General features: G+C 63.3%; 15 protein-coding genes. 8 read left to right on the forward strand and 7 right to left on the reverse strand.

The genetic code is table 11. From position 1 onward, the window contains the following. Window positions 1-5: 5 nt before the first annotated feature. Together BM317_RS03320 and BM317_RS03325 are read right to left on the reverse strand one after the other, a co-directional pair. Window positions 6-941 carry an iron-sulfur-binding ferredoxin reductase gene (locus tag BM317_RS03320; RefSeq protein WP_092473082.1) on the reverse strand — a complete coding sequence of 312 codons (936 nt, stop codon included), beginning with the start codon at window positions 939-941 and terminating at the stop codon, window positions 6-8. Continuing rightward, on the reverse strand, window positions 934-2,040 hold the full coding sequence (locus tag BM317_RS03325) for a GGDEF domain-containing protein (protein ID WP_092166479.1): 1,107 nt from the start codon (window positions 2,038-2,040) through the stop codon (window positions 934-936). Before BM317_RS03325 ends, BM317_RS03320 begins: the two co-directional genes overlap by 8 nt. A 540-nt stretch (window positions 2,041-2,580) precedes the next feature. On the opposite strand from BM317_RS03325, the gene BM317_RS03330 reads away from it, so the two are divergent. The 6 genes from BM317_RS03330 to BM317_RS03355 all read left to right on the forward strand — a co-directional run bounded on the left by BM317_RS03330 (window position 2,581) and on the right by BM317_RS03355 (window position 10,671). Next, complete coding sequence (locus BM317_RS03330; protein WP_060740866.1) at window positions 2,581-4,104, forward strand: fumarate hydratase; 1,524 nt, start codon at window positions 2,581-2,583, stop codon at window positions 4,102-4,104. Between the two features lie 266 nt (window positions 4,105-4,370). Next, window positions 4,371-6,137 carry a sensor histidine kinase gene (locus BM317_RS03335; RefSeq protein WP_092166478.1) on the forward strand — a complete coding sequence of 589 codons (1,767 nt, stop codon included), beginning with the start codon at window positions 4,371-4,373 and terminating at the stop codon, window positions 6,135-6,137. Next, the gene (locus BM317_RS03340) at window positions 6,130-7,455 is read left to right on the forward strand and encodes a sigma-54-dependent transcriptional regulator (protein ID WP_092166356.1); all 1,326 of its coding nucleotides are present in this window, start codon (window positions 6,130-6,132) and stop codon (window positions 7,453-7,455) included. The genes BM317_RS03335 and BM317_RS03340 overlap by 8 nt, the downstream gene beginning before the upstream one ends. Window positions 7,456-7,745: 290 nt before the next feature. Continuing rightward, window positions 7,746-9,065, forward strand: a complete 1,320-nt coding sequence (locus BM317_RS03345; RefSeq protein WP_060740863.1) for an MFS transporter — start codon at window positions 7,746-7,748, stop codon at window positions 9,063-9,065. 339 nt (window positions 9,066-9,404) lie between these two features. After that, on the forward strand, window positions 9,405-9,815 hold the full coding sequence (locus BM317_RS03350; protein WP_092166354.1) for a heme utilization protein: 411 nt from the start codon (window positions 9,405-9,407) through the stop codon (window positions 9,813-9,815). A 235-nt stretch (window positions 9,816-10,050) separates the two neighbouring features. Further along, window positions 10,051-10,671, forward strand: coding sequence for a flavin reductase family protein (locus BM317_RS03355; protein WP_092473084.1), 621 nt, complete (start codon window positions 10,051-10,053; stop codon window positions 10,669-10,671). A gap of 174 nt (window positions 10,672-10,845) precedes the next feature. Here BM317_RS03355 and BM317_RS03360 read toward each other — a convergent pair whose 3' ends face one another. Both BM317_RS03360 and BM317_RS03365 read right to left on the reverse strand, forming a co-directional pair. Next, window positions 10,846-11,079, reverse strand: coding sequence for a hypothetical protein (locus BM317_RS03360; protein ID WP_092473170.1), 234 nt, complete (start codon window positions 11,077-11,079; stop codon window positions 10,846-10,848). Window positions 11,080-11,122: 43 nt separating this feature from the next. Further along, window positions 11,123-11,476, reverse strand: coding sequence for a putative quinol monooxygenase (locus BM317_RS03365; RefSeq protein WP_092166351.1), 354 nt, complete (start codon window positions 11,474-11,476; stop codon window positions 11,123-11,125). 327 nt (window positions 11,477-11,803) lie between these two features. Between BM317_RS03365 and BM317_RS03370 the strand changes: the two genes are divergently transcribed. After that, entirely contained in the window at window positions 11,804-12,733 is a 930-nt protein-coding gene (locus BM317_RS03370) for an AraC family transcriptional regulator (protein WP_092166350.1), read from the forward strand. Window positions 12,734-12,873: 140 nt separating this feature from the next. On the opposite strand, the gene BM317_RS03375 is transcribed toward BM317_RS03370, so the two are convergent. Continuing rightward, window positions 12,874-14,505, reverse strand: coding sequence for a 5-guanidino-2-oxopentanoate decarboxylase (locus BM317_RS03375; protein WP_092166349.1), 1,632 nt, complete (start codon window positions 14,503-14,505; stop codon window positions 12,874-12,876). 157 nt (window positions 14,506-14,662) lie between these two features. Here BM317_RS03375 and BM317_RS03380 point away from each other — a divergent pair, with 157 nt between their 5' ends. Beyond that, window positions 14,663-15,544, forward strand: a complete 882-nt coding sequence (locus BM317_RS03380) for a LysR substrate-binding domain-containing protein (RefSeq protein WP_092473172.1) — start codon at window positions 14,663-14,665, stop codon at window positions 15,542-15,544. A 43-nt stretch (window positions 15,545-15,587) separates the two neighbouring features. On the opposite strand, the gene BM317_RS03385 is transcribed toward BM317_RS03380, so the two are convergent. Together BM317_RS03385 and metE are read right to left on the reverse strand one after the other, a co-directional pair. Continuing rightward, complete coding sequence (locus BM317_RS03385; protein WP_092166348.1) at window positions 15,588-16,607, reverse strand: alpha/beta fold hydrolase; 1,020 nt, start codon at window positions 16,605-16,607, stop codon at window positions 15,588-15,590. 323 nt (window positions 16,608-16,930) lie between these two features. Then, window positions 16,931-19,243: a 5-methyltetrahydropteroyltriglutamate--homocysteine S-methyltransferase gene (gene metE / locus BM317_RS03390; RefSeq protein ID WP_092473086.1), complete on the reverse strand. Its 2,313-nt coding sequence runs from the start codon at window positions 19,241-19,243 to the stop codon at window positions 16,931-16,933. Window positions 19,244-19,326: the final 83 nt, after the last annotated feature.

Below are 19,326 nucleotides of genomic sequence, written 5' to 3' on the forward strand. Positions count from 1 at the left end.
AGCGCTCAACCACGGGGCAGGAAGACGTCGGCCAGCAGTTGATTGCGCGGCAAGCCAGCCAGATACAAACGCTTGGCAAAGGCCTCGACCCGGTCGGGATGGCCGCAGAGTAAGGCCTGGGTTTGCCGGGAAACAAGCCGCAGTTGCGCCAAGGCGGACGACGCCTCGGCCGCGGTTAGCAGCTCCACCGAGAGGCTTTCATGCTTGGCCGCCAGCGCTGCCAGGGGTTTGGCCAGATAATGCCCGGCCGTATCATGGGCCACGTGAATAAGGCGAATCGGGCCTTGGTGATGCTGGCGCAAGGCTTCGCGCAGGAGGCCGAACAACGGCGCCAGGCCCGTGCCAGCGGCGAGCAACCACAGCGGCCTGTCGTGCCAGTCGGCGTCGTAGTGCAAGGCACCGCCACGCAGTTCGCCCAGGCGGATCGGGTCGCCGGCCTTCATCTGCCGGGCCGCCCCGGTGAACTGGCCGGGCTCGCGACAATCGAGGTGGAACTCCAGGAAGCGGTCTTCTTCGGGCAGGCTCGCCAGGGAATACGGCCGGGCCACCTCGCCGGCCCACAGCACCAGGTGCTGCCCGGCCCGATACCGCAGCGGCCGCTCGGGGGTAACGCGCAGACGCAGCACCTCGCCGCCCAGCCAATCCACCGCCATCACCTGGGCGGCCTGGCCGTCGCGTTGCGGGTCGAAGGTGTGGATCCGCACATCCTCGACCACCTGGCATTGGCAGGCCAGCCGCCAACCCTGGTCGCGCTGCGTCGGGCTCAAGGCGTCGGGGCGGCTGTCGCGCACATCGCCCCCCACGCACTGCACCAGACAGGCGTGGCAGCTCCCGGCGCGGCAACTGTAGGGCACCGCCACGCCAGCGCCGTTCAAGGCATCCAGCAGGTTACTGCCCGCCGCCACCCTCCATTGCCGGCCGGCGACTGTCAGTTCAGGCATCAACGTTCTCCCAGGCGGCGGCACAACGATTGCGGCCGTCTCGCTTGGCACGGTACAGGGCCTGGTCGGCACGCTGCAACGCGTTGTCCAGGTCATCGCCCATTTCCAGCATCGTCATGCCCGCCGACAGGCTGAGGGCACCGACCTGCAGGCCGATCAGCTCGACTTCGGTGAACGCCAGCCGCAACCGCTCGCAACAGGCCGTCAGGCGCTGGGGGTCGCAAGCGGGCAGCAGCATGACGAATTCCTCGCCGCCGTAACGGGCCAGTACATCGCCCTCGCGCAGGCACGCCGTGGCGACCGCGGCAAAGGCCTGCAGCACCTGATCGCCCGCAGCATGGCCATGCAGGTCGTTGATGCGCTTGAAATGGTCGAGGTCGATCAGGGCCAGGCCATGGGCGACGCCGGGCCTGAGGGTGTTGAGTTCGCGGGAAGCCAGGCGCAGGAAGTGCCGGCGATTGAACAGCCCGGTCAGTTCATCGGTGGCCACCAGGTCTTCGAGCTGGCGCATCATCCCGCGCAAGGTGTCCTGGTGCGCCTGCAAGGCAAACCGCCGCTGGCGCATGCGCTGGCGTGAGGTCTGGACGTAGCGGGCGTAAAACACCAGCCACACCAGCACGAGAAACAGCACGGCCACCTGCAACCCGGCCAGGGTGGGATCGGGAAGCCTGAAGAAGTAACCGTCCCAGAGGGTAATCGCGGCGAAGCTGATGAACACCAGCGACGCGCAGCGCACAAAGGCCCGGCGCGACAGGTGGAACAGCCCGAACAGCAGGATCAGCACATAAAACACCAGGAACACGCCCCGGGCCTGGTCCAGGTGCGCCATCATCCAAGTCTGCCAGCCCAGGCCGATCAACACCTGCACTTCGGTGAGGCTGGGGTCGGCGAAACGCAGGTTGCGGTCGGTGATAAACAGCGCGAACAGCCCGGCCTGGCAAAGCACGACCAACACGCTGCCGATGATGACACCGCGCAACGAGTCCAAGTAATGCCCACTGAAAAATGCCAGCCACAACAAAACCAGTGCCAGCGCGTACGTCGCGGCCGCCAAAGCGAAGCGTTTCAGCAAAAGACGTTGAATGGCGTTATGGGTCAATCGTTGACTCACCATGGGAAAGGAAACTGACAGGAGGCGTCCTACGCTACAGGCCAGACGCCACTTTAGTGGCGTGTCGGGCAAATGACCATTCAATTCTGGAGCAGAAAAATGGCGTCAAAGCAATGGCCCAATTGACGCATTGTCGAGTGCTGGTAGATGCCCCCTGTGGCGAGGGGATTTATCCCCGCTGGGCTGCGAAGCAGCCCCCAAAAGACAGATGGCATTAACCTGACACACCGCAGTGGCAGCTTTCAGGTCTGCTTCGCAGCCCAGCGGGGATAAATCCCCTCGCCACAGATAAATCCCCTCCATACAGGCCGCTCGCTCCCACAGGATGCCTGCCTGCGATATACTGCCGCGCCTTTTTAGCGTCGCGCCAGCATGCCCGGCGTGCCTTGACCTGAAGGTCAGCTGCAAGCCGCAAGCTCCAAGCGACAAGTTCAGAGCAGTACGCATACTGCTTCAGCTTGCGGCTCGAAGCTTGCGGCTTGAAGCTGCCTTATAGAATGTTCCCGTCTTTAGAGAGGAGCGCGACTCATGACCGTGATCAAGCAAGATGACCTGATACAGAGCGTTGCCGACGCCCTGCAGTTCATTTCCTACTACCACCCCGTGGATTTCATCCAGGCGATGCATGAGGCCTACCTGCGCGAAGAATCGCCGGCGGCCCGTGACTCCATGGCGCAGATCCTGATCAACTCGCGCATGTGCGCCACCGGCCATCGGCCGATCTGCCAGGACACCGGCATCGTGACCGTGTTCGTGCGCGTGGGCATGGACGTGCGTTGGGATGGCGCGACCATGAGCCTGGACGACATGATCAATGAGGGCGTGCGTCGCGCCTACAACCTGCCGGAAAACGTCCTGCGCGCTTCTATCCTGGCCGACCCGGCCGGCGCACGTAAAAACACCAAGGACAACACCCCGGCGGTCATCCACTACTCCATCGTCCCGGGCAACACCGTGGAAGTGGACGTGGCGGCCAAGGGCGGTGGCTCCGAGAACAAGTCGAAGATGGCCATGCTCAACCCGTCCGACTCCATCGTCGACTGGGTGCTGAAAACCGTTCCGACCATGGGCGCCGGCTGGTGCCCACCGGGCATGCTCGGCATCGGCATCGGCGGCACCGCCGAGAAAGCCGCGGTCATGGCCAAGGAAGTCTTGATGGAGTCCATCGACATCCACGAGCTCAAGGCCCGCGGCCCGCAGAACCGTATCGAAGAGATGCGCCTGGAGCTGTTCGAGAAGGTCAACCAACTGGGCATCGGCGCCCAGGGCCTGGGTGGCCTGACCACCGTGCTCGACGTGAAGATCATGGACTACCCGACCCACGCCGCCTCCCTGCCGGTGTGCATGATCCCCAACTGCGCCGCCACCCGTCACGCCCACTTCGTGCTGGACGGCACGGGCCCGGCGTCGCTGGAAGCGCCACCGTTGGACGCCTACCCGGAAATCGTCTGGGAAGCCGGCCCGTCGGCTCGTCGCGTCAACCTCGACACCCTGACGCCAGAAGACGTGCAAAGCTGGAAGCCGGGCGAAACCGTGCTGCTCAACGGCAAGATGCTCACCGGCCGCGACGCGGCGCACAAGCGCATGGTCGAGATGCTGAACAAGGGTGAAACCTTGCCAGTGGACCTCAAGGGCCGCTTCATCTATTACGTCGGCCCGGTCGACCCGGTCGGCGATGAAGTCGTCGGCCCAGCCGGCCCGACCACCGCCACGCGGATGGACAAGTTCACCCGCCAGATCCTCGAGCAGACAGGCTTGTTGGGCATGATCGGCAAATCCGAGCGCGGCCCGACCGCTATCGAAGCGATCAAGGACAACAAGGCCGTCTACCTGATGGCCGTCGGCGGTGCCGCTTACCTGGTGGCCCAGGCGATCCGCAAATCCAAGGTCCTGGCGTTCGCCGAACTGGGCATGGAAGCGATCTACGAGTTCGAGGTCAAGGACATGCCGGTGACCGTTGCGGTCGATAGCCAAGGCGAGTCGGTGCACATCACCGGTCCTGCCATCTGGCAGAAGAAGATCAGCGACAGCCTGGCGGTCGAAGTGCAGTAACACGTCAGTGCCATGAACAAGGCCGGTGAGCGACAAGCCCACCGGCCTTTTTTTGTGCTCACAACATTTAATATCCACCACTGATCCCTGTGGGAGCGGGCTTGCTCGCGAAAGCGGTGGGTCAGCTTGCATCAATGTTGAATGTGCCGGCGTCTTCGCGGGCAAGCCCGCTCCCACAGGATCAGGTGCAGGCCTGAAGTACATGATCGCTCGAAGCAACCGCCATGCTATCGTGCCCGCCCGACTTTCCACTGGTTTACGCCAGCATGCTGCCGACCACCCGTACCTTGCGCCTGTCGTTGTACACCTTGCTGATCCTTGCCGGCGCGGCGGTTGCCGCCACCCTGGCGGTACGCCACGCCGAACGCGAGGCCTTGAAGGAAGATGCCAACCGTGCCAGCCAGCAGTTGGCACTGTACGCCAATTCGTTGCACACCCTGATCGAACGCTACCGCGCCCTGCCCGCCGTGCTGGCGCTGGATCCGGAGTTGCGCTCGGCCCTCAAGGGACCGGTCAGCGCGGCGCAGCAGGATGCGTTGAATCGCAAGCTCGAACAGATCAATGGCGCCGCCCAGTCATCCACACTGGAACTGCTCGACCACAGCGGCCTGGCCGTCGCGGCCAGCAACTGGCGCCTGCCCAGCAGCTATGTCGGGCACAACTATGGCTTTCGCCCTTATTTCATCCAGACCCGCACCCAGGGCACCGGACGGTTCTATGCGGTGGGCGTGACCAGCGGCATCCCGGGATACTTCCTCTCCAGCGCCGTGACCGGCGACAACGGCGAGTTCCTCGGCGCGATGGTGGTGAAGCTGGAGTTTCCGGAGCTGGAGCGCGAATGGCGCCAGGGCAGCGACACCCTGCTGGTCAGCGATGCCCGGGGCATCATCTTCATCGCCAATCGCCCGGGCTGGCGTTATCGCCACTTGCAGCCGCTGACCGACAACGACCGCGCCGAACTCAAGGCCACCCGCCAATACGACAAACAACCGTTGCAAGCCCTGGCCCATGAACCGCTGCGACGCTTCGACGACAACAGCCACCTGGCCCGGGTCGAGGCCCCCGATGGCTCGGCGGATTACCTGTGGGAATCCTTGCCGTTGAGCGCCGAAGGCTGGACCCTGCACTTGCTGCGCCGTCCGCAGATCGCCTTCGAGGACCTGCGCAACGCCGGGCTCGCCGCCGCCGGGTTGTGGCTGGCGCTGGTGTTCCTGTTGCTGTTTCTCAACCAGCGCTGGCGCCTGGCAAGGTTGCGCCAGCGCAGCCGCGAAGAGCTCGAACGGTTGGTCGAAGAACGTACCCGGGATCTGCGCACGGCCCAGGACGGGCTGGTGCAATCGGCCAAGCTGGCGGCGCTGGGGCAGATGTCGGCGGCCCTGGCCCATGAAATCAACCAGCCCTTGACCGCCCAGCGCATGCAATTGGCAACCCTGCGCTTGCTGCTGGATCACGGTCGGGTCGATGACGCCTACAAGGCCCTCAAGCCGGTGGACGACATGCTGACCCGCATGGCCGCCCTCACCGGCCACTTGAAGACGTTTGCCCGCAAAAGCCCCAGTGGCCTGCGTGAACGCCTGGATCTGGCGGCGGTGGTGGACCAGGCGCTGCAACTGCTGGACACACGCCTGCGGGACGAGCAGGTCAACACCGTGTTGCACTTGACCCGTCCAGCGTGGGTGCGCGGCGACGCGATCCGCCTCGAACAAGTGTTGATCAACCTGCTGCGCAACGCGCTCGACGCCATGGCCGGCCAAGCCCTCAAGCGCTTGGAGGTACGCCTGGAAGCCGATGACCAACTGTGGCGCCTGACCGTCAGCGACAGCGGCACCGGCATCGCCGAGGAACACCTGGCCCAGGTGTTCGATCCGTTCTTCACCACCAAGGCCGTGGGCGATGGCCTGGGCCTGGGGCTGGCGGTTTCGTTTGCAATCATCCATGAGTCCGGCGGGCGCCTGAGCGCGGACAACCACGAGAACGGCGCGGTATTCTGCGTGACCTTGCCCATCGATCAGGAGGCACAACTGCATGCTTGATTCAGTCATGGTCGTGGATGACGAAGGCAGCATCCGCAGTGCCGTGGAGCAATGGTTGAGCCTGTCGGGGTTCCAGGTGCAGCTGTTCAGTCGCGCCGACGAATGCCTGGCCCGGTTGCCGGAGCATTTCCCCGGGGTGATCCTCAGCGACGTGCGCATGCCCGGCCTCAGCGGCCTGGAGCTACTGGCCGAAGTACGCCGCCGCGACCCGGACCTGCCGGTGATTCTGTTGACCGGCCACGGTGACGTGCCCATGGCCGTGGAGGCCATGCGCGACGGTGCCTACGACTTCCTGGAAAAACCCTTCAGCCCCGAAGCCCTGCTGGGCAGCCTGCGCCGGGCCCTGGACAAGCGCACCCTGGTCCTGGAAAACCGCCGCCTGCATGAACAGGCCGACGCCCGCGCTCGCCTCGATGGCACGCTGCTTGGGGTTTCCCGTGCCCTGCAAAACCTGCGGCGCCAAGTGCTGGACCTGGCGGCACTGCCGGTCAACGTATTGATCCGCGGCGAAACCGGCAGCGGCAAGGAATTGGTCGCCCGCTGCCTGCACGATTTCGGCCCGAGGGCGAGCAAGCCCTTCGTCGCGTTGAACTGCGCAGCCATTCCCGAACCGCTGTTCGAGGCGGAGCTGTTCGGCCACGAAAGCGGCGCCTTCACCGGCGCCCAGGGCAAGCGCATCGGCAAGCTCGAATACGCCGACGGCGGCACGCTGTTTCTCGATGAAATCGAAAGCATGCCCCTGGCCCAGCAGGTCAAGTTGCTGCGGGTGTTGCAGGAGCAGAAGCTCGAACGCCTGGGTTCCAACCAGAGCATTCACGTGGACCTGCGCATCATCGCCGCCACCAAGCCCGACCTGTTGGACGAAGCCCGGGCCGGGCGTTTTCGCGAAGACCTGGCCTATCGCTTGAACATCGCCGAGCTGCGCCTGCCGCCGCTGCGAGAACGGCGCGAGGACATTCCCCTGCTGTTCGAACACTTCACCCACAATGCCGCCGAACGCCTGGGCCGCCCCGCCGCGCCCCTGAGCGGACCGCAGTTGAGCCATCTGCTCAGCCACGACTGGCCGGGCAATGTGCGGGAACTGGCCAACGTCGCCGAACGCCAGGTGTTGGGGCTGGATCAACTGCCCACCCTGGAGACGGAGCCGGGCCAGTCCCTCGCGGCCCAGCAGGAAGCCTTCGAAGCCCAATGCCTGCGCGCCGCCCTGGCGCGACACAAAGGTGATGTGAAAGCCGTGCTCGAAGAACTGCAACTGCCACGCCGCACCTTCAATGAAAAGATGCAGCGGCACGGGTTGAGTCGGGAGATGTTTTTGTAGGTTTCTGTGGCGCCTGCACTGGCGCCATCGCGAGCAAGCTCGCTCCCACATTTTGTCCTGTGCCCACATCACCCTGTGGGAGCGAGCTTGCTCGCGATGAGGCCGGAGCAAACACCCACGGATAAGCGGATTTCCGCTCACCCGCAAACGAAAACAAGCGGATTTCCGCTCACTCAACACCGCAAACCCCTCTAGACCGGCCCTCCAACCGCTGGCACAGCTCCTGCTATAGCCCTGTCAGGCTGCGTTCCCGCACGCTCCACAAAAACAATTAAATGAAGGATCCTTCAATGGACAACTCCAACGCCCTGCCCATTGGGTCGGCTGCCGTGCCCGCCCGTGAAAGAACCACCGCCAGCCGGATCAAATCGATCTTCAGCGGCTCGGTCGGCAACATGGTCGAGTGGTATGACTGGTACGTCTACGCCGCGTTCTCGTTGTACTTCGCCAAAGTCTTCTTCCCCAAAGGCGACACCACCGCCCAATTGCTCAACACCGCCGCGATCTTCGCCGTGGGCTTCCTGATGCGCCCGATCGGCGGCTGGTTGATGGGCCTGTACGCTGACCGCGCCGGGCGCAAACGTGCGTTGATGGCCTCGGTGTACCTGATGTGCTTCGGCTCGCTGATCATCGCCTTGAGCCCGAGCTACGAAACCATCGGCGTCGGCGCGCCGATCCTGCTGGTGTTTGCCCGCCTGCTCCAAGGCCTGTCGGTAGGCGGCGAGTACGGCACCTCGGCAACCTACCTGAGCGAGATGGCGACCAAGGAACGTCGGGGCTTCTTCTCCAGCTTCCAGTACGTGACCCTGATTTCCGGCCAGCTCATCGCCTTGGGCGTATTGATCGTGCTGCAACAGTTCCTCACCACCGAACAGCTGTACGCCTGGGGCTGGCGCATCCCGTTCGCCATCGGCGCACTGTGTGCGGTCGTGGCGCTGTACCTGCGGCGCGGCATGGAAGAAACCGAGTCGTTCACCAAGAAAGAGAAGTCCAAGGAAAGCGCGATGCGCACCTTGCTGCGCCACCCCAAGGAACTGATGACCGTGGTCGGCCTGACCATGGGCGGTACCCTGGCGTTCTACACCTACACCACCTACATGCAGAAATACCTGGTGAACACCGTCGGCATGAGCATCTCCGACTCCACCACCATTTCCGCCGCCACGCTGTTCCTGTTCATGTGCCTGCAACCGGTGATCGGCGGGCTGTCGGACAAGATCGGTCGCCGGCCGATCCTGATCGCCTTCGGTATCCTCGGCACCCTGTTCACCGTGCCGATTCTCACCACCCTGCACACCATCCAGACCTGGTGGGGCGCGTTCTTCCTGATCATGGCCGCGCTGATCATCGTCAGCGGCTACACCTCGATCAACGCCGTGGTGAAGGCCGAGCTGTTTCCCACCGAAATCCGCGCCCTGGGCGTCGGCCTGCCCTACGCACTGACCGTGTCGATCTTCGGCGGCACCGCTGAATACATTGCCCTGTGGTTCAAGAGCATCGGCATGGAAACCGGCTACTACTGGTACGTGACGGCCTGCATCGCCGTGTCGCTGCTGGTGTACATCACCATGAAAGACACCCGCAAGCATTCGCGGATCGTGACCGACTGATCTTCAAGTCGCATGTCTGGTCCTGGCTAAGGTTTACACCTGTTTCAGGGCTGGATCAAAAAAGGGGCGAACCTGACGGGGTCGCCCCTTCTTTTGTTCCATGTCTAAAGATTTATCCGACATTAATCTCTGGTTAATGCCTGACCTCCATCCTCATCCTCAACAGAACGCCGTTCGATACGCCGGTAATGGGCCTCATTGACCGTTCTGCGGCAACCCCCAACCAATCGATTTAATCGATTGTTTTTAGCATTTATTTGCGCTTTTTAATCTAATTATCGAGCGTAATATGAACTCCACACCCAAGGCGCCTGACGCCAAACATTCTGGAGCACGACCATGAAAACCAAACTGATCATCGCCCTGACCCTGTCCGTACTGGCCGCCAATACTTTTGCTGCCGATGGTTTCGACCGCACCAGCTCGGCCATCGCCGCTGATGGCTACGACCGCACTGGCGCTGCCACCCTTGCTGCTGACGGCTTCGACCGCACTAACGGCGCTACCGTCGCAGAAGATGGTTTCGACCGCACTAACGGCGCCACCGTCGCAGAAGATGGCTTCGACCGCACTAACGGCGCCACCGTTGCTGAAGATGGTTTCGACCGCACTAACGGCGCCACCGTCGCAGAAGACGGTTTCGACCGCACTAACGGCGCCACCGTCGCAGAAGATGGTTTTGACCGCACTAACGGCGCCACCGTCGCAGAAGATGGTTTCGACCGCACTAACGCTGCCGCCATCAGCTAATTGCGACGGAGCCCCTCTCACAGCCCGGCTTCGGCCGGGCTTAGTTGTTTTTGGGATACGCAGAAGAACAGCGGACGCAGGTTTTACGAAAGCGGTGACCAGCTTGCAGCAATATTGAATGTTCCGGCGCCATCGCGAGCAAGCCCACTCCCACAAGGTTCTCGGTGCTGACAAAAACAGCTGCCCCCTGCACTATCGTCGAACTCTTCAAAATCCCCCCCAGGATCTGCACCCAATGCCCGATGACATCCATTTCTACGAACCCGCCAACGGTCACGGCCTGCCACACGATCCATTCAACGCCATCGTCGGCCCACGGCCCATCGGCTGGATTTCGTCCCAGGATGGCGAAGGCCGCCTGAACCTGGCGCCCTACAGTTTCTTCAACGCCTTCAATTACATTCCACCGATCATTGGGTTCTCCAGCGTCGGGCGCAAAGACAGCCTGAACAACATCGAACAGACCGGTGAATTCGCCTGGAACCTGGCCACCCGCCCGCTCGCCGAGCAGATGAACCAGAGCTGCGCGATGGTCGGCCCAGAGGTCAATGAGTTCGAACTGGCGGGCCTGACGGCCGCCCCGTCACGGGTGATCCAGGTGCCGCGCGTCGCCGAAAGCCCGGTGTCCTTCGAATGCAAGGTCACGCAGATCATTCAATTGCAGCGAGCAGACAAAGGGCTGGTGCCGAGCTGGCTGATCCTCGGCGAAGTGGTCGCCGTGCATATCGCCCAGTGGCTGTTGAAAGATGGGGTGTACGACACCGCCGCCGCCGAGCCGATCTTGCGCGGGGGTGGGCCGGCGGATTATTTCCAGCTGGGGCCTGAGGCGTTGTTCAAGATGCATCGCCCCAAATAGAAGTTTGCCCATCACACTCTGTGGCGAGGGGATTTATCCCCGCTGGGCTGCGCAGCAGCCCCCAATACCTTCCTGACACTGAGTTGCCTGGACTGGTTTTAGGGCCGCTTCGCGCCCCAGCGGGGATAAATCCCCTCGCCACAGGTGTAGGTCATCCCAACAGGTGACACGGGTTTACCAGACCAACCCGCCCTCGTCGTCGACACCCTGAAGATGGGTGAGCTGCACGGCAGCGGCTTCATCGGCTTCGGTCGCGGTCTTGAAGCTCTGGTCTTCAAGCACCTTGTTGAAACGCGGCGCACCTAAGCCGCCGATGGCCTTGGTGGCAATGGCGGCGAGGTAACCGCCACCCTCCTTGGGAACAACGGCGGAAACCGCTTCAAAGGTTTCAAAGGCTTTACGTGCCATCTCTTGTGCATCCTGGCGGTGGAAAATGACGGTCATTAAACCTTCAACCGGCCAGTTTGTGTACCTGCGCCCGGCACCCTTCGGTCGCCTGGGCGGCGGAGACTTCCCTGAAGGTGTGGAAATCCAGGCTGCTCACCACCAAGTCCTGCACCAGCTCGGCGAAAATCGCCATGGCCGGTGAGTTGAAGTAGGCGTCCATCGACGGCTGATTGATCCAGAGCCCGGACACCAGCCACAAATCAGCGTCGCATTGCGATTGCTGCAAGGCGAAGTGCAGGCAACCAGGCGCCTGGCGCGAGGGCGCGATCAGCGTACTCAGGCGTGCACCCAGTTGCTTGGAGCAACCACTGCGGGCCCGGACAAAAGCCATGTGGCTGACGGGGATCTGTGTAGTCATGCTCAACCCTCCCAGGTAATCCGTTGTGCAGCCGGGGACAGGCTGCGACAGGATCAAAGGTTAAGCGTCACGACGCCAGCTTCGTTAGTCGATTCCTGCCGACCCATTGCACAATCCTGCGCATCGGACGCACAAAATCCGCCGTCGAACCGGTTGCCAGCCGCCAAGTTGAAACAAAAGGTTTCAAGCAAGTTTCGCCAGCGCTGCCCTGTCATAGCCCATTGCGCCGTGCAGGATCAGGCAAGCTTTCAACAGGATGTTGCTACCGCTGCGCCTTGCACAAACATAAGCTTCGCTCATCGCTCCCTATCGCCTGAGGATCCCGGCATGTCGCCACTCGATCACGCCCACGTCCCGCTGGACACGTACCTGGAACAACAGCGCGCCGAACTGGCGTCGATCATCGACCGCAACACCAGCGAAGACGGCAGCTACGCCACAGCCATCGGCTCACTGAACCTGTCGCGCCACAGCAAGCCCCAGACATTCGCCCCGGTTCTGGCGCAACCGGCACTGTGCATCATGGCCCAGGGCAGCAAACAGGTACGCCTGGCCGACGAATTGTTCGACTACGATCCGTTGCATTACCTGGTGGTCTCGGTGTCGATGCCGTTGAGCGGTTGCATGGCCAACGCTACGGCCGAACAGCCGATCCTGGCCCTGCGCCTGGACATCGACCCGGCGGAAATCACTGCGTTGATCGCCGATGCCGGCCCCTTGGGCGTGCCGACGCGCCCCGCCGGGCGCGGGCTGTATGTCGAACGCCTGGACACGCCGATGCTCGACGCGGTGCTGCGCCTGGCACGGCTGCTGGACACGCCGAAAGACATCGCCATGCTCGCGCCCCTGGTGCGCCGGGAAATCCTCTATCGCCTGCTGCGCAGTCCACAGGGCTATCGGCTCTATGAAATCGCCATCGCCAACAGTCAGAGCCATCGCATCAGCCAGGCGATCAAATGGCTCAACGGCCATTTCGAACAGCCGCTGCGCATCGATGACCTGGCCCGGGAAGTGAACCTCAGCGTCTCGACCCTGCATCACCGTTTCAAGGCCATGACGGCCATGAGCCCACTGCAATACCAGAAGCAACTGCGCTTGCAGGAAGCTCGTCGGCTGATGCTGGCCGAAGGGCTGGAAGCTTCGGCGGCGGGGTATCGGGTGGGGTATGAAAGCCCTTCGCAGTTCAGCCGCGAGTACAGCCGGTTGTTCGGCGCGCCGCCATTGCGAGATCTGGCGCGGTTGCGGATGACCGTTTGACCTGGGTTTTGCGTTGACTGGGGGGGCCTCATCGCGAGCAAGCTCGCTCCCACAGGGATCTTCAGTGAACACAGGTTCTCTGTTCACTACAGACTCAGTGTGGGAGCGAGCTTGCTCGCGATGAGGCCAGTCAAAACACCTCAACACTTCGATGCCCAGACACCCTGGTCAATTTCAATCAATGTCGGTCCCTGCCGCTCACGGGCCGCCAGCAACGCCGCACGCAGCGCCGGCACATCGTCGATGGCTTGGGCAAAGCAGCCCAAGGCCTTGGCGACCCCGATGAAATCCGGGGTGTAGATGTCCACCCCCACCGGTTCGATGGCGCGGTTGAGCATGTATTTCTTGATCTCTTCGTAGCCCTGGTTATTCCACAGCAGCACGATCACCGGTGCGCGCGCTTCCACGGCGCTGGCCAGTTCCGGCAGGGTGAACTGCAACCCGCCGTCACCGATCAGGCACACCACCGCGGGGCGACCGTGGCCCAGGTCCGTGCCGCCGAGCCAGGCGCCGATGGCCGCCGGCAACGCGTAGCCAAGGGTGCCGTAGCCGGTGGAGGAATTGAACCAGCGACGCGGCTGCTCCGGGTTGAAGGTCAGGTTGCCGGTGTACACCGGTTGCGTGGAATCGCCGACGAACACGGCCTCCGGTAGTGTCTGCAAGACCGTCTCGAGAAACACGGTCTGGGCGCGGGTCGCGGCGTCCCAACTGCCTTGAAGCTCCGCCCGCAACCGGGCGGCACGGGCCGGCCCCCAATCGGCCTGACGTTCGGCCAAGGGTTGCCGGTCCAATTCGTCGAGCAACGCCCGGGTGGCGACACCGGCGTCGGCCACCAGCGCCAAGTGCGGCGGGTAGTTGCGCACGGTCTGGTCCGGGTCGATGTCGATGCGCAGCAGCGCACCGGGAATCTCGAAGCCGCCGGCAAAGGTAATGTCGTAATCGGTTTCGGCCAGTTCGGTACCGATGGCCAGCACCACGTCCGCCTCAGCCACCAACGCACGGGTGGCCACCAGGCTCTGGGTGGAGCCGATCAGCAACGGATGGCGCGCAGGCAGCAGGCCTTTGGCATTGATGGTCAACGCCACCGGCGCGCCGAGACGTTCGGCCAGCTCGGTCAATTCAGGCGCTGCGTCAATGGCCCCGCCACCGGCCAGGATCAGAGGCCGTCGAGCCGTCGCCAGCAGGTCGGCCATTTGTTTTACCGCACCCGGTGCGGCACCGGCGCGGCTGATGTTCACCGGCACGCTGGCAAGCAAGGCATCGGCGTCTTCGACCAAAACGTCCAGCGGGATTTCAATGTGCACCGGCCGCGGGCGCCCGGCCTGGAACACCGCGAACGCCCGGGCCAGCACGCCGGGCAATTCGGCGGCGGACATCAGCGTATGGGAAAACGCCGCGACACCGCCCACCAACGCAGACTGGTTCGGCAGTTCATGCAGCTTGCCACGACCGCCGCCCAACTGGCTGCGCGACTGCACGCTGGAGATCACCAGCATCGGGATCGAATCGGCGTAGGCCTGGCCCATGGCGGTGGTGATGTTGGTCATGCCGGGACCGGTGATGATGAAACACACGCCGGGCTTGCCGCTGACCCGGGCGTAACCGTCGGCCATGAAACCTGCGCCCTGTTCATGACGCGGCGTCACATGGCGGATACTGGAACGGGCCAGCCCGCGGTACAACTCGACGGTGTGCACGCCGGGAATGCCGAACACCTGCTCCACGCCATAACCTTCGAGTAACTTGACCAATACTTCGCCGCACGTCGCCATTGCCATTGCCTTTTTCTGGTCGGGTAAAGGGCCGCGCAACGCAGGAAGCGGGCCTCTTTTGTCTTGGGGATGGCGTTATTGGAACGGTCGGGGCATGGCGACAACAATGGATAAAAAGTCATACTAGCCATGTCCTCACGTCATGGCTTGGATCGAAATGAAACGACTCCCCCCGTTGCCGGCGCTGCACACATTTCTGATCACGGCCCAATGCTGCAACTTCACCCGGGCCGCCGAACAACTGCACATCACCCAGGGCGCGGTGAGCCGACAGATCGCCGGACTGGAAGATCACTTGGGTTATGCGTTGTTCCAGCGCCAGGCCCGCGGCCTGAGCCTGACCGCCGAGGGCCTGGCGTGGCTGCCACGGGTGCAGCAGGTGTTCAGCCTGATCGGCGAAACGGTCGAGCAGATCGGCGAAAAACGCCAGACCCTGCAGCTCAAGGCCCCGACCTGTGTGATGCGCTGGTTGCTGCCGCGCCTGTTGCAATGGCAAAAGGAACGACCGGACGTGCCGGTGGAACTGACCACCACGGTCAGGCACGGCGTGGATTTCCAGCGCGAAGCCTTCGACGCCGCGGTGGTCTATGGCCCACCACCGGGTGCCTCGCTGGCGTGCCTGCACCTGTTCGATGAACAGCTGACGCCTGTCTGCTCCCGCCTGATCCTGGAAGGACCGGTGCCGCTGCATGAACCCGCCGACCTGCAGCACCACTTGCTGTTGCACCCGGCCCTTGACGAGCGTGACTGGAACGCCTGGCTGGCGGCGGCCGATGTGCACTTGAACCACGTCAGCAAGGGCCAACATTTCGAAACCCTGGACCTGGCGATGTCCATGGCCTCCCAGGGCACCGGCGTAGCGATTGGCGACTGGTCGCTGATCGGCGACGACCTGAGCGCCGGCCGGCTGGTGATGCCGTTCGAGCTGAAGGTCAAGACCGGGCTGGGCTATCACCTGGTACACCCGCGCAAGCCCCAGGCTTCGGGGCCGTTGCTGGAGTTGATGGACTGGTTGGTGGCGCAGGCGCAGGTGCGGTAGAAGCCATGTGCTAAACCCTTGCCACAAAAAACCCAGGCATCCGCTAGAGCAGATTCGGCGCCTGCACCGCTTCAATCTGCGCCCAATGGGACGTGTCTTCGCGGTGCTGCTGCAGGTACGGCAACACCGCCCCCAGCAACGGCGCCTTGAACGCGTCCTGGAAGCGATGGGCCAGGCCCGGGATCAGTTTCAGTTGGCTGCCTTGGATGTGTGCCGCCAGGTGCACGCCGTGCATCACCGGCAGCAACGGGTCGGCGGTGCCGTGGACGACCAGGGTCGGTACCCGCAGTTGATTGAGCAGTGCTACCCGGCTCGGCTCGGCCATGATCGCCATGATCTGGCGCTTCACGCCTTCGGGGTTGAAGGCCCGGTCATAGGCCAGTGCAGCCTGATGCAACAAGGCCTGGCGATCATCCACCACCATCGGGCTGCCCAACGCGGCCAGCAGGTCGGCCTGTTGCTCCAGGGCCATTTCACGATTCGGAGCACCACGCCGGGACAACAGTTGCACCAGCCTTTCGCTGGGCGCGGGCAAGCCTGCGGCACTGGAACTGGTCATGATCAGGGTCAGGCTTTCAACCCGCTCAGGCGCCATGGCCGCCATGTGCTGGGCGATCATCCCGCCCATGCTCGCGCCCAGTACATGGAAGCTTCGCACCTGCAACGCGTCCATCAGCCCGAGCCCGTCGTCGGCCATGTCGGTGAGGGTATAGGGCGCGGCCACGGGCAAGCCGAGTTTGTAGCGCAGGGCTTCAAAGGTCAGGTTGGCGCTGCCGGGCGCCTGGCGCCAGGTGCTCAGGCCGACATCGCGGTTATCGTAGCGAATCACCCGGAAACCCTGTTCGCACAGGGCGACCACCACTTCGTCCGGCCAATGGATCAACTGCCCACCCAGGCCCATCACCAACAGCAATGCAGGATCCGAGGCACGGCCAATGCTCTGGTAGGCCAGGCTGACCTGATCCAGATCGACCCGTTGGGTCGCAACATTGACATCGCAACGAGACGCCGCCATCGACGGCAGGCCGAAAAACAACGCGGCCAGGAAAATAAGTACACGCATGAAGAAACACCGAAACGCAGAACCCCAGTAGAGCGCGAGTCTGATGAAGTTTGTTCAAGCGCGCTGCCACAGTTGCGTGACAGTTTGATGAAGATTGCCGAGTGGTGATGGTTGCCCGGTCAAGGGGAGCAATAAAACCGAATACTACCCCTTGTGGCGAGGGGATTTATCCCCGCTGGGCTGCGAAGCAGCCCCAGAAAAAGCTGGACGCAATCCACCTGATACAACAAGGCGCCTGGCTTCAGGGCTGCTTCGCAGCCCAACGGGGATAAATCCCCTCGCCACAGGGTGCAAGGTCACAGGGGGGGCAAACCTGTGGGGCCTCAGGCCAACTGACTGCGCAACTGCCGCGCCGCCGCCACCATGTTCACCAGAGCCGCTTCCGTCTCTGGCCAGCCCCGGGTCTTGAGCCCGCAGTCGGGGTTGATCCACAGCCGCTCGGCGGCGATGCGCTTCACCGCCTTGCTCATCAGCGCAACCATCTCGGTCGTGTCCGGCACCCGCGGCGAGTGGATGTCGTAGACGCCCGGGCCGATGTCGTTCGGGTAGTCGAACGCCTCGAATGCTTCCAGCAACTCCATGTCCGAACGGGAGGTCTCGATGGTGATGACATCGGCGTCCATGTCGGCGATGGCCTTGATCACATCATTGAACTCGCTGTAGCACATGTGGGTATGGATCTGGGTGTCATCCCCCACGCCCGACGCGCACAAGCGGAAGGCCTCCACGGCCCAGTCCAGGTAGTGCTGCCATTGCCCGCGACGCAGTGGCAGCCCTTCGCGGAACGCCGCCTCGTCGATCTGCACGATTTTGATCCCGGCCTTTTCCAGGTCCAGCACCTCGTCGCGCAGGGCCAGGGCCAGTTGTCGGGCCTGGACCTGGCGCGACACGTCTTCGCGGGGGAACGACCACATCAGCATGGTCACGGGGCCGGTGAGCATGCCTTTCATGACCTTGTCGGTCAGGCTTTGCGCGTAACGGATCCAGTCGACGGTCATGGCTTTCGGGCGGCTGATGTCGCCGTAGATGATCGCCGGCTTCACGCAACGCGAGCCGTAACTCTGTACCCAGCCGAAACGGGTGAAGGCGTAGCCGTCCAGTTGCTCGGCAAAGTACTCCACCATGTCGTTGCGCTCGGCTTCACCGTGCACCAACACGTCCAGGCCCAGGCGTTCCTGGATCTGCACGGCATGACGGATCTCGGTGTGCATGGCGTCCTGATAGTCGTTGGCCGACAACTTGCCCTGCTTGTAGGCCTGACGGGCCAGGCGTATGGCTGGGGTCTGCGGAAAGGAGCCGATGGTGGTGGTAGGAAAGGCCGGCAACGCCAGGCGTGCACGCTGGCGTTCGATGCGCTGGGCAAACGGCGAATGCCGCTGGCTGTCCTGCGGCCCGATCGCCGCCAGGCGCGCCTGGACCTCGGCTTTGTGAATGCGCCCCGAGCCGGCGCGACGGGCCTGCACCTCGCGGCTGTCGCTCAACGCCTGCAGCACGGCGGGGGCCTGTGGATCGTTCAGCGCATCGCGCAGCACCGCGACTTCACCGCACTTCTGCACGGCGAAGGCGAGCCAGCTCTTGAGTTCGGGGTCGAGCCGGTCTTCACGTTCCAGGTCCACCGGGCTGTGCAACAACGAGCACGAGGTGCTGACCCAAAGGTTGTCGCCAAAGCGCTCCTGGGCCGCTTGCAATTGCGCCAGCGCCTGTTCCAGTTCGCAGCGCCAGACGTTGCGACCGTTGACCAGGCCTACCGAGAGAATCTTGTAGGTCGGCAGGCGGTCCAGTACTTGGCCCAGTTGTTCCGGGTCACGTACCGCGTCGATGTGCAAACCGTCCACCGGCAGGCTCACCGCCAGGCCGAGGTTGTCTTGCAGGCCACTGAAATAGGTGGCCACGAGTTTTTTCAACGGCGAGTACTGGAGGATGTGGTAAGCCCGCTCGAAGGCGCTCCTCCAGGCCAGGGGCAGGTCCAGGGTGAGGATCGGCTCGTCGATCTGCACCCATTCCACGCCCTGGGCCTTGAGGCGGTTGAGAATTTCACCGTAGACCGGCAGCAGGCGCTCCAGCAGGCCGAGCTTGTCGAACGCCTCGCCCTTGGCCTTGCCCAGCCACAAGTAGGTCAACGGGCCGATGATCACGGGTTTGACCTGATGGCCCAAGGCATGGGCCTCGTCCACTTCGTCGAACAACTGTTCCCAGCTCAGGGCGAAGGTCTGGTCGGCGGAAAACTCCGGGACCAGGTAATGGTAGTTGGTGTCGAACCACTTGGTCAGTTCCTGGGCGTATTGCGCCTGGCCGTGCTCGGCACCGCAGCAACTGGCCGTGGCGCCACGGGCCATGGCGAACAGGGTGTCGAGGGTCGGCCGGCCCTGGGCATTCAAGGTGCCGTGGAAACGTTGCGGGACGGCACCCAGGGTCAAGGTGTGGCTGAGCACCTGGTCGTACCAGGCAAAGTCGCCGACGGGCAGCAGGTCGATGCCGGCATCTTTCTGCAGTTGCCAGTGCCGAGCCCGCAATTCACGCCCCACGGCTTGCAGCGCAGCCGGGGCCAGGTCGCCCTTCCAGTAGGCTTCGAGGGCTTTTTTCAGTTCGCGGTCGGCGCCGATGCGGGGAAAACCGAGGGTGTGGGCCAGGGCCATGGTGTGCGTCCTCCTGTAAAAGATGGCGCCATTGTCGACAGCTCGACCTACATGAGACAAACTCAACCTTTTCGTGTTGATCA

Source organism: Pseudomonas sp. NFACC24-1 (assembly GCF_900115235.1).
Taxonomy (GTDB): Bacteria; Pseudomonadota; Gammaproteobacteria; order Pseudomonadales; family Pseudomonadaceae; genus Aquipseudomonas; species Aquipseudomonas fluorescens_AA.